We start from the raw sequence: 11,302 nt of genomic DNA, 5'->3' as shown, positions 1-11,302 counted from the left end.
CCTCCCGCCACCACCCGAACCGGGGCGCCCGCTCCCCGTACATCCCGAGCCCGGCGCTCCGCAGGGTGTCGGTGACGGTCAGGAACACGGTGTTCTCGGCGGGGCGGGCGCGGAGAAACGGACCCGCCTCGTCGAGAAAGGCGTCAAGGTCACGGCTGAACGTCCAGGTCATGCCCCCATCCTGGCCGGGGGGCGGCGCGGCGCGTACCGATTATCTGTCAACAAGGCACAGGGCTGAACACTCGTTCGAGTGAGAATCCGCTGCGCGGGCTGCGCGGGTGGGTCGGGATGACGTAAACAGGAATCGGTCGTCGTCACGGCCGCAACAGCACATCCCTGGAGGAGCGGTGAGTGTCCAGCCCGAGTGGCACGACGGCCCCGGCAACTACAACGAAGTGCCTGACCCCGAGAAGGCGTTGAAGTACGCCATCCAGCACATCCGGGGCGACCGGACGGAGATCATCGAAGGAGTCATCGAACCGGTGTCACCGACGTGGGACCACGAGAACGTCGCCGACCTCATCCGCGATCAACTCGTTCCTGTGCTGCGTCAGCTCAACTGCGCCGCCGGATCTGGCAATCTCGACCTTCCCGGCTCCCCGAACTGGTACGTCCCAGATCTCGCGGTCGTGCCACGTGACCTGGCGAAAGGAGGCGGCGCGCTGCTTCCGCAGCAGACGCTTCTCATCGTCGACGTCACCTCGGATTCCAACGCCGAAACCGACCGCGTCGTCAAGCGGCGGCGCTACGCGGAGTTCCTGGCGCCCTTGTACCTGCTGGTGGACCGGCAGGAGCGGTCCTGCACACTGTTCAGCCAGCCCGGCGAGCTGGGCTACACCCGAGTCGACGGCCCGTTGCCCTTCGGTACCCCCGTGCCGTTGCCCGAACCGTTCAGTCTGGCCATCGACACCGCGGAGATGGGGTGAGCCGCCGGCTCACCACGGCAGGTCGCGGACCTGCTGGATGCACAGGATCAGGAACATCACACCGGAGCCGAAGAGCATCACGTTGCTGATGGGGCCGTTGCGCCACTCGCGGGAGATGCGGTCGGTGTTGAGGAGCCAGAGCAGGGTCAGAGCGAGGAACGGCATGAAGAACGCGCCGAGGACGCCGTAGGTGATGATCAGGCCGATCGGCTCGTCGAGCCAGAGGAGGGCCATCGGGGGGAAGGTGAGCCAGAGCAGGTAGGCGCGGAACGGCCAGGACCTCTCGGGTTCGACGCCCTCGGGGACGGAGGAGGGCAGCAGGCGCCTGACGAAGTCGGTGAACAGCAGGCTGACGCCGTGCCAGACGCCGATCACGGAGCTGAACGAGGCCGCGAAGAAGCCGATCAGGAAGAGGTCGGCGGTGAGGCCGCCGAAGCGGTCCTCCAGGACCATGCCCACGTCGAGCAGCCCTCGGTCGCCGCTGGCCAGCGTGACCTCCGCGGAGTGCAGCAGCTCGGCGCCGATCACCAGCATGGACACGACGAAGAGGCCGGTGGTGGCGTAGGCCACCCGGTTGTCGAGCCGCATCATCGGCATCCAGGCGGGGCCGTTCCAGCCCTTGGCCGTCACCCAGTAGCCGTAGGACGCCAGGGTGATGGTGCCGCCGACGCCGCCGATCAGGCCGAGGGTGTAGAGGACGGAGCCGTCCGGCAGGGTGGGCCAGAGGCCCGCGCCGAGGGCCGCGGTGTCGGGGACGATGCGGATGGCGATGCCGACGACCACCACGAACATCACGCCGACGAAGGCCATCATCAGCTTCTCGACCACCGCGTAGCGGTTGAACCAGACGCAGACCAGGCCGAGCAGCCCGGAGAGGATGCCCCAGGTGCGCAGGCTCGGGCCGTCGGGGAAGAGCGCGGCCAACGGCATGCCGCTGGCCGACATGCCGGTGGCGCCGTAGATGAAGCCCCAGATGACGATGTAGATGCCGAAGTAGACGACCGTCCAGCGGCCGAGCGAGCGCCAGCCGTCGAAGATGGTCGTGCCGGTGGCCAGATGCCAGCGGCCGGTGGCCTCGGCGAGGGAGATCTTGATCAGGCAGCCGATCACCGCGGCCCACAGCAGTGTGTACCCGAATCTGCTGCCGGCCACCGCCGTTGCGACCAGGTCGCCGGCGCCGACGCCAGTGGCCGCGACCACCAGGCCAGGGCCGATCAACCGCCAGCGTGCCTTGGGTAGTTGGGACTCCGGCCCCGGGTGCGTCTTCGCCACGAGGGGGAATATGCCCAGCGTTGCGCTCGCCAATACGAACCCTCGAACGATTCTTTTCGGTCGCCCGCGACGGTCATGTCCGAATGCCGCCAGCGGGTGGCCGGCGCGACTGGTGGACTGTGGCCATGAACGACAGGAACGACCTCGCCGCCCGCGCCCGACTCCTGCACGACCTGCACCGCCGCGAGGAGCCGCTGGTGCTGCCCAACGCCTGGGACGTGGCCAGCGCCCGGCTGGTGGCGGGCGCCGGCGCCCGGGCCGTCGCGACCACCAGCTCGGGGGTGGCCTGGTCCCTCGGCGCTCCCGACGGCGACCGTCTCGACCGCCGCCTGGCCGTCGAGCTGGTCGCCAGGATCGCCGCCGCCGTCACGGTGCCGGTCACCGCGGACATCGAGGCCGGCTTCGCGGTGGACGCCGCCGGCGTCGGCGAGACGGTGCGGCTGGTGATCGAGGCGGGCGCGGCCGGCGTCAACATCGAGGACACCGACCATCGCGGTCCCGGCCCGCTGCGACCGGTCGCCGAGCAGGCCGCCCGGCTGGCCGCCGCCCACGCGGCCGGCGAGTCGGCGGGTGTGCCGGTCTTCGTCAACGCCCGGGTCGACGTCTTCCTGGGCGGCGCCGCCGGCCGGCCGCACGCGGAGTCGCTGCGGGAGACCCTGGACCGGGGCCGGGCGTATCTCGACGCGGGCGCCGACGGGATCTTCGTGCCGGGCGTCACCGATCCGGAGACGGTCGCGGCGCTCGCCGAGGGGCTGGCGGCCCCGCTCAACGTGATGACGGGCCCGGGGGCGCCGCCCGTGGCGGAGTTGGCCGCCGCCGGAGCGGCGCGGATCAGCGTCGGCGCCGGCCTGGCGCAGGCGGCGTACGCGCTGGTCGAACGGGCCGCGGGCGAGCTGCTCAGGACCGGGACGTACACCGGGCTCGACAGCGGGGACTGGAGCTTCGGCCGGCTGAACGCGCTGCTGGAGAACTGACGCGGCGCCGGCGAAAACCCGTGGTGGCCCGCCAGAACGGCGCACCATACTCGGGCTGGTGTTCCTGACGATATCGACCACCGGTGACGCGCGACGCCCTGCGACCGACCTCGGGTTCCTGCTGCACAAGCATCCGGACAAGGCCCAGGAGTTCAGCACCTCGACGGGCCGCGCCCAGGTGTTCTATCCCGAGGCCACGGCCGAACGGTGCACTGCCGCGCTGCTGCTCGAGGTCGATCCGGTCGCCCTGGTGCGCTCCCGCGGGCAGGGCCGGGGCGCCGCGCCCGACGCCACCCTGGCCCGCTATGTCAACGACCGCCCGTACGCGGCCTCCTCGCTGCTGGCCGTGGCGCTCGGACAGGTGTTCCGCTCCGCGCTGCGCGGTCGGTGCGAGGCGCGGCCCGGGCTCGCCGAGCGATCGTTGCCGCTGACGATCGAGGTGCCGGCGCTGCCGGCGCGCGGCGGTCCCGAGGAGGTGCGGCGGCTGTTCGAGCCGCTGGGCTGGACGGTCACCGCGGAGCCGGTGCCGCTGGACGGCCGGTTCCCCGAGTGGGGCGACTCCCGGTACGTGCGGCTGACGCTGACCGGCACCGAGACGCTGGCCACCGCGCTGCGCCAGCTCTACGTGCTGCTGCCGGTGCTCGACGCGGCCAAGCACTACTGGATCAGCGAGGAGGAGGTCGACAAGCTGCTGCGCGCCGGCGACGGCTGGCTCGAACCGCATCCCGAGCGGCGGCTGATCGTCAACCGCTACCTGGCCCGTCGCGTCGCGCTCACCCGGGAGGCGCTGACCCGGCTGGAGTTGGCGAGGCTGGCCGAGGCGGACGACGTCGAGGCCGAGGAGTTGGACAACGCGGTGCCCGAGGCGGCGGAGTCGACGGACGACGAGGCCGCGCGGCCCGAGCCGTTGGCCGTCAGCCGGCGGGCCGCGATCCTGGCGGCGGTGCGTGCCGCCGGCGCCTCCCGGGTACTCGACCTGGGCTGCGGCGAGGGCCGGTTGGTCGGCGAGCTGCTGAGCGACCGGGCCGTGACCGAGGTGGTGGCGATGGACGTCTCGGTGCGTGCGTTGCGCGTCGCGGCCCGCCGGCTGCGCGTGAACCGGATGTCCGAGCGGCAGCGGGCACGGCTGACGCTGTTCCAGGGTTCGCTGATGTACACGGACGCGCGGCTGGCCGGCTACGACGCGGCCGTGTTGAGCGAGGTCGTCGAGCACGTGGACCCACCCCGCCTGCCGGCCCTCGCGTACGCCGTGTTCGGCGCGGCCCGGCCCGGCACCGTCGTGGTGACCACGCCCAACGCCGAGTACAACGTGCGCTGGGAGTCGCTGCCCGCCGGGCGGACCCGGCACGCCGACCATCGGTTCGAGTGGACCCGCGCCGAGTTCCGCCGCTGGGCCGGCGAGGTGGCCGAACTCCATGGCTACGTCGTGGAGTTCCGGCCGGTCGGCGACGAGGACCCGGAGGTGGGACCGCCCACCCAGCTCGCGCTGTTCACCCGGCGGGCCGCCGAGGGCCGGGACGAGACACGAGAGGAGACGGCCGCATGACGGACGAGACGACGGAGCTGACCGTCCCCGACCTGTCCCTGGTGGTGCTGGTCGGCGCCACCGGATCCGGCAAGTCCACCTTCGCCGCCCGCCACTTCGCCCCGACCCAGGTCGTCTCGTCGGACACCTGCCGCGGCCTGGTCGCGGACGACGAGAACGACCAGAGCGCCACCCCCGACGCGTTCGACCTGCTGCACTACATCGTCGGCAAGCGGCTGGCCGCCGGCCGGCTGACCGTCGTGGACGCCACCAACGTGCAGCGCGAGCCACGCCGCCAGCTGGTGCGGCTGGCGCGCGAGCACGACGTGCTGCCGGTGGCGATCGTCCTCGACGTGGAGGAGCGGGTGTGCGCCGAGCGCAACGCGGCGCGCGCGGAGCGGGCGCACCTGCCGGGGCACGTGCTGCCGCGCCAGCGCGGCGAGCTGCGCCGCGGGCTGCGCGGCCTGGCCCGCGAGGGCTTCCGCACCGTGCACGTGCTGCGCGGCGCGTCCGAGGTGGCGGCGGCGACCGTCGCCCTCACCCGGCGCTACAACGATCTGCGGCACCTGACCGGGCCCTTCGACCTGATCGGCGACGTGCACGGCTGCCGCGCCGAGTTGGAGACGCTGCTGGTCGACCGGCTGGGCTACGCGCTGGAGCGCGACGCGGCGGGCCGGCCGGTGGGTGCCCGCCACCCGGCGGGCCGCACCGCGGTGTTCGTCGGCGACCTGGTCGACCGGGGTCCGGACAGTCCGGGGGTGCTGCGCCTGGTGATGGGCATGGTGGCGGCCGGCACGGCGCTGTGCGTGCCGGGCAACCACGAGAACAAGCTGGGCCGCTACCTGGCCGGCCGGAAGGTGCGGCTCACGCACGGGCTCGCGGAGACGGTCGAGCAGCTGGACGCGGAGGACGGGCGCGACCCGGAGTTCCGGGGCCGGGTGCGGGAGTTCGTCGACGCGCTGGTCAGCCACTACGTGCTGGACGGCGGACGGCTCGTGGTCAGTCACGCCGGGCTGCCGGAGAAGTACCACGGCCGCACCTCGGGGCGGGTGCGCTCGCACGCGCTCTACGGCGAGACCACCGGCGAGACCGACGAGTTCGGGCTGCCGGTCCGCTACCCGTGGGCCGAGGACTACCGGGGCCGGGCCGCCGTGGTCTACGGCCACACGCCGGTGCCGAAGGCCGCCTGGCTGAACAACACCCTCTGCCTGGACACCGGTTGCGTGTTCGGCGGGGCGCTGACGGCGCTGCGCTGGCCGGAGCGGGAGGTCGTGGACACCCCGGCGGAGCGGGTCTGGTACGAGCCGGTGCGGCCGCTGGCCGGGCCGGTCGGCGTGCCGGGCGGGGCGAGCGCCAGGCCGCTCGACCTGGGCGACGTCGTGGGGCGGCGGGTGGTCGAGACCCGGCACGCCGGCCGGCTGTCGGTGCGGGAGGAGAACGCGGCGGCGGCCCTGGAGGTGATGAGCAGGTTCGCGGTCGATCCCCGGTTGCTGCTCCACCTGCCGCCGACGATGGCGCCCTGCGCGACGTCGTCCGAGGAGGGCTATCTGGAGCACCCGGCCGAGGCGTTCGCCGCCTACCGGGCGGCCGGGGTGCGGGAGGTGGTGTGCGAGGAGAAGCACATGGGCTCGCGCGCCGTGGCCCTGGTGTGCCGGGACGCCGAGACGGCGCGCAAGCGGTTCGACGCGCCGGACGGCGTGCGTGGCGTGGTGCACACGCGTACCGGGCGCCCGTTTTTCGACGACACGGAGCTCGGCAACCGGCTGCTGCGCCGGCTGGCGGAGTCCGTGGCGGGCGCCGGGCTCTGGGACGAGCTGGCCACCGACTGGCTGCTGCTCGACATGGAGCTGATGCCGTGGTCGCTGAAGGCCGGCGGGCTGCTGCGCACCCAGTACGCGGCGGTCGGCGCGGCCGCCGGCGCCGTGTTCCCCGGCGCGCTCGACGCGCTGGCGGCCGCGGCGGCGCGCGGCGTGCCGGTGGACGGGCTGCTGGCGCGGCAGCGCGAGCGGGCGGCGGACGCCGCGGCGTTCACCACCGCCTACGGCCGCTACTGCTGGCCCACCGGCGGCGGGCTCGACGGCGTCCGGGCGGCGCCGTTCCAGCTGCTGGCGGGCGAGGGCCGGTCGCTGGCGGCGACGCTGCCGCAGGACGAGCAGCTGGCGCTGATCGACCGGATGGTCGCGGCGGAGCGGGACGTCGCGCACCGGGACCCGGTGCTGACCCCGACCCGGCGGCTGTTCGTGGACACCGGCGACGACGCCTCGGTCGCGGCCGGCACCGACTGGTGGCTGGCGCTGACCGCCGAGGGCGGCGAGGGCATGGTCGTGAAGCCGCGGGCGGCGCTGCCGCTCGGCCCCGACGGGCGGCCCGCGCAGCCGGGCGTCAAGTGCCGCGGGCGGGAGTACCTGCGGATCGTCTACGGCCCGGATTACACCAGGCCGGAGCACCTGGCCAGGCTGCGCGAGCGGAGCCTGGGCCACAAGCGGTCGCTGGCGCTGCGCGAGTACGCGCTGGGCTTGGAGGCGCTCGACCGGCTGGCGGCCGGCGAGCCGCTGTGGCGGGTGCACGAGGCGGTGTTCGCGGTGCTCGCGCTGGAGTCGGAGCCGGTGGACCCCCGGCTCTGACCGCCCGCACGCGCCGCCGCTCGGCCGAGGGGCCGGGCGGCGGCGCGCGGGCTGCCCGCAGAATGGAGCCATGACCTTCCATGTCGACTCGGAGACCGGTCGTCTGCGGCGCGTGATCCTGCACCGCCCCGGCCTCGAACTCAAGCGGCTGACCCCCACCAACAAGGACGAGCTGCTGTTCGACGACGTGCTCTGGGTGCGGCGCGCCCAGCAGGAGCACGACATCTTCGCCGGCCTGCTCCGCTACCGCGGGGTCGCCGTGCACCTGTTCGGCGACCTGCTGGCCGAGAGCCTGGCCGTGCCGGCGGCACGGGCCCTGGTGCTCGACCGGGTCTTCGACGAGCGCGAGTACGGCCCGCTGGCCACCGACCGGCTGCGGGCGGCGTTCGACGAGCTGCCGGCGCCCGAGCTCGCCGAGGCGCTGATCGGCGGCATCACCAAGCGGGAGTTCCTGGAGCGGCACCCGGAGCCCACCTCGGTGCGCTTCCACGTGATGGAGCCGGACGGTTTCCTGCTGCACCCACTGCCCAACCACCTGTTCACCCGGGACACCTCGGCGTGGGTCTACGACGGGGTGGCGATCAACGCGATGCGGTGGCCGGCGCGGCAGCGGGAGAGCGTGCACTTCGAGGCGGTCTACGGCTACCACCCGCTGTTCGCCGGCGAGCGGGCCGGCCGCTTCCACCTGTGGTCGGAGGGGCAGGGCGCGCACCCGTCGACCATCGAGGGCGGGGACGTGCTGGTGATCGGCAACGGCGCGGTGCTGGTGGGGATGAGCGAGCGGACCACGCCGCAGGCCGTGGAGCTGCTGGCGCGGCGGCTGTTCGCGGCCGGCTCGGCCCGCACCATCGTGGCGCTCGACATGCCCAAGCGGCGGGCGTTCATGCACCTGGACACGGTGCTGACCATGGTGGACGGGGAGACCTTCACCCAGTACGCGGGCCTCGGCATGCTGCGCTCCTACACCATAGAACCGGGTTCGGGGGCCCAGGAGCTGAAGGTGACGGACCATCCGCCCGAGCACATGCACCGGGCGATCGCGGCCGCGCTCGGTCTCGGCGCGATCCGGGTGCTGACGCCCACCCAGGACGTGCACTCGGCCGAGCGGGAGCAGTGGGACGACGGCTGCAACGTGCTGGCGGTCGAGCCGGGCGTGGTCGTCGCCTACGACCGGACGGTGACCGCCAACACGCATCTGCGCCGCCAGGGGTTCGAGGTGCTGGAGATCCCGGGCGGCGAGTTGGGCCGGGGCCGGGGCGGGCCGCGCTGCATGAGCTGCCCCGTGGAGCGCGACCCGGTGTCCTGACCGGCCCCCGCCGTCACCCCCGGCGGCGGGAGGGCCACCAGACGCGGTCGCCGAGCAGGACGACCGCCGCCGGCACCTGCACGGAGCGCACCAGCAGCGTCTCGACCAGCACCCCGATCGCCACCCCGACGCCGACCTCGGCCACGGTCACGTCGGGGATCTGGGCGAGGGCCGCGAAGGTGCCGGCGAGCACCAGCCCGGCGGCGGTGATCACGCCCCCGGTGGCGGCCAGGCCACGGCGGACCGCCTCCGGGGTCGGGTGGTGGCGGCGCTCCTCGCGGACCCGTTCCATCAGGAAGATCGTGTAGTCGACGCCGAGCGCGACCAGGAACACGAAGACGTAGACGAACAGGTCGGCGGCGACCCCGCCGAAGCCCATGACCTCGGTGAACACGAGGGTGGACAGGCCGAGCGAGGCGGCGAAGGACAGCACGGTGGCGGCGAGCAGCAGCACCGGCGCGACCAGCGAGCGCAGCAGCGCGGCCAGGATGACGGCGATGGCCAGCAGCACCAGCGGGACGATGCGGGCGGTGTCGTCGAGGGCCGCCTCCCGGTAGTCGAGCTGCACGGCGGGGGTGCCGCCGACCAGGGCGTCGTCGGTGACGTCGGCGAGCGCGGCCCGGACGGCGCGGATCGCGTCGCCGGCGCGGTCCCCGTAGGGCGGGACGGCGAGTTCCACGTCGAGCGTCGGCCGGCCGGCCAGTTCCTCGCCCGGCGCGGCGGCCGCGACGTCCCGGGCCCCGGCCGCCGCGCCCTCCGCGGCGGCCAGGGTGGCGGCGTCGGCGTCGGCGGGCAGCACCACGGTGAGCGGCGCGGTCAGGCCCTCGGGGAAGTGCTCGGCCAGGGTCTCGCGGCCGATGACGGAGTCGGCGTCCGGCGGCACCTTGTCGATCGGGTCGGCGCTGGTGGTCAGGCCGGTGAGGCCGAGGGTGGCCAGGCAGAGCCCGAGGGTGACGAGCAGTCCGGCGCGGCGCGGCCTGGCCACCACCCGGCGGGCGACCGCGTCCCAGAGGCGGTGGTCGGCGGCACCGCGCGGGCGGCCGGGACGGGGCGCGCGCGGCCAGAGCGGCCAGCGGCCGGCGCAGGCGAGGAGGGCCGGCAGCAGGGTCAGCATGGCGACGAGCGAGATCACGATGCCGGCGGCGGCGACCGGGCCGAGGCCGCGCAGCCCGGCGAGGTCGGCGACCAGCAGGCAGAGCAACCCGGCGGTGACGGTGCCGGCGCTGGCCAGGATGGCGGGCCCGGTGCGGCGCAGCGCCTCGGCGACGGCCTCGTGGCGGTCGTGGTGGCGGGCCAACTCCTCGCGGTAGCGGCTGAGGTAGAGCAGCGCGTAGTCGGTTCCGGCGCCGAAGACCAGCACGATCTGGATGGCGGAGGACAGTTCGCTGACGGTGAGCCCCGCCTGGGCCAGGCCGTAGGCGGCGGCGCGCGAGGCGACGACGGCGACCAGGGCGGCCAGCAGCGGCACCAGCCAGAGGACGGGGCTGCGGTAGGTGCCGAGCAGCAGCACGGCGACGATCGCCATGCTGGTGAGCATGAGCGCGGCGTCCACGTCGCCGCCGCTGTTGTCGACGCCGAGCGCGGCCTCCCCGGTGACCCGGGCGGTCAGCCCGGTGGGGGCCTCGGCGACGGTGTCGCGGAGCGCGGCGACGGCGCGTTCGACGGTGTCGTCGTCGGCGTGGGCCGGCTGGATCCGCACGGGGAAGAGGGTGGTGCGGCCGTCCTCGGCGACGTCGACGTCCCCGGGGGGCGTCGCGCCTGGCACGTCGGCGGCGGAGACGGCGGCCGCGGCCGCCCGGACGGCGGCCAGGTCGGCGTCGTCGAGGGGCGCGCCGTCGTCCCGGGTGTGGAGCACCAGCGCGGTCTCGGCGTCCGGGTGCTCGGGGTCGGGCTCGGCGAGTTCGGCGACCCGGCTGGACTCGTAGCCGCTCGGCAGGTAGGCGGCCGCGTCGTCGCGTTGTACGTCGCCGAGGTCGGCGGCGAGGCCGCCGGCGGCGACGGCGAGCAGCAGCCAGCCGAGGAGTACGGGCCACTTGGCGCGTTTCACGAACCGGCCGAGCCGGGTCGGCCGGTCGGCCGGTGGGTGCGGGTGGGGGGCCTTGGACGCGGCCGCCTGGGTGTGGGACATGGCCTCGATGGCACCAGCCGGCGGGGGGTGCGCGCATCGCCGGCGGGAGCGGACCCGCGGGCGCGGGACTCACTCTCGGGGACCAGCCGCGGCGAGCCCGGCTCGGCCTTCCGGGTGAGGCGTTCCGCACCCGGTCTCCGTAGGCTCGGGGGAATGTTCGACGATCCGGGTTCACGGCGCAGGGGCCGCCTCGCGCTGCGGGCGGCGACCGTGGTGACGGCGGTCGCGCCGGCGCTGCTCGACCAGCCGACCACCGACACCTCCGGGACCGCCTGGCTGGCGCTCGGCGGCTACGTGGTGGTGGCCGCGGTGGCGATCGCGCTGGGGCCGCGCTGGCCGCTCGGCACGTTCGTCGCCACGCTGGTGACGCTGGGCGCCGCCGAGGTCGTGGCGGCGGCGGCCGAGGCCAAGATCAGCCCGATGGCGGTGCTGCCGCTGGCGTTCGGCCTGTACGCGCTGGGCGCGTACAGCAGGCCGCGACGCGCGGTGCTCGCCATGGTGGGCGGGGCGGCCGTGGTGTTGTTCGGGGTCTGTCTCTTATACATAT

Annotated in this window: 7 protein-coding genes and 1 pseudogene; 6 read left to right on the top strand and 2 right to left on the bottom strand. The window is 74.3% G+C overall.

Annotation, left to right across the window (positions count from 1 at the left end; translation table 11 throughout):
• Positions 1-347 precede the first annotated feature (347 nt).
• Positions 348-926, top strand: a complete 579-nt coding sequence (locus tag E1283_RS22200; RefSeq protein WP_132819881.1) for a Uma2 family endonuclease — start codon at positions 348-350, stop codon at positions 924-926.
• Positions 927-935: 9 nt separating this feature from the next.
• Here E1283_RS22200 and E1283_RS22195 read toward each other — a convergent pair whose 3' ends face one another.
• Complete coding sequence (locus E1283_RS22195) at positions 936-2,198, bottom strand: Nramp family divalent metal transporter (protein ID WP_243745011.1); 1,263 nt, start codon at positions 2,196-2,198, stop codon at positions 936-938.
• A gap of 125 nt (positions 2,199-2,323) precedes the next feature.
• Here E1283_RS22195 and E1283_RS22190 point away from each other — a divergent pair, with 125 nt between their 5' ends.
• From E1283_RS22190 to E1283_RS22175, 4 genes are all read left to right on the top strand, one after another.
• On the top strand, positions 2,324-3,172 hold the full coding sequence (locus E1283_RS22190) for an isocitrate lyase/PEP mutase family protein (RefSeq protein WP_132819880.1): 849 nt from the start codon (positions 2,324-2,326) through the stop codon (positions 3,170-3,172).
• 58 nt (positions 3,173-3,230) lie between these two features.
• Positions 3,231-4,718 carry a 3' terminal RNA ribose 2'-O-methyltransferase Hen1 gene (locus tag E1283_RS22185; protein WP_132819879.1) on the top strand — a complete coding sequence of 496 codons (1,488 nt, stop codon included), beginning with the start codon at positions 3,231-3,233 and terminating at the stop codon, positions 4,716-4,718.
• Complete coding sequence (locus tag E1283_RS22180) at positions 4,715-7,321, top strand: polynucleotide kinase-phosphatase (protein WP_132819878.1); 2,607 nt, start codon at positions 4,715-4,717, stop codon at positions 7,319-7,321. Before E1283_RS22185 ends, E1283_RS22180 begins: the two co-directional genes overlap by 4 nt.
• Positions 7,322-7,391: 70 nt before the next feature.
• Positions 7,392-8,627: an arginine deiminase gene (locus E1283_RS22175; RefSeq protein WP_132819877.1), complete on the top strand. Its 1,236-nt coding sequence runs from the start codon at positions 7,392-7,394 to the stop codon at positions 8,625-8,627.
• Positions 8,628-8,640: 13 nt separating this feature from the next.
• On the opposite strand, the gene E1283_RS22170 is transcribed toward E1283_RS22175, so the two are convergent.
• The gene (locus E1283_RS22170) at positions 8,641-10,755 is read right to left on the bottom strand and encodes an MMPL family transporter (RefSeq protein ID WP_132819876.1); all 2,115 of its coding nucleotides are present in this window, start codon (positions 10,753-10,755) and stop codon (positions 8,641-8,643) included.
• 153 nt (positions 10,756-10,908) lie between these two features.
• On the opposite strand from E1283_RS22170, the pseudogene E1283_RS22165 reads away from it, so the two are divergent.
• Positions 10,909-11,302 (top strand): annotated as a pseudogene (locus E1283_RS22165) (hypothetical protein); the annotation flags it as partial.

The sequence above is a fragment of the Streptomyces hainanensis genome (assembly GCF_004348415.1).
Classification (GTDB): Bacteria; Actinomycetota; Actinomycetes; order Streptomycetales; family Streptomycetaceae; genus Streptomyces; species Streptomyces hainanensis.
This window is presented reverse-complemented; position numbering and strand designations above follow the sequence as displayed.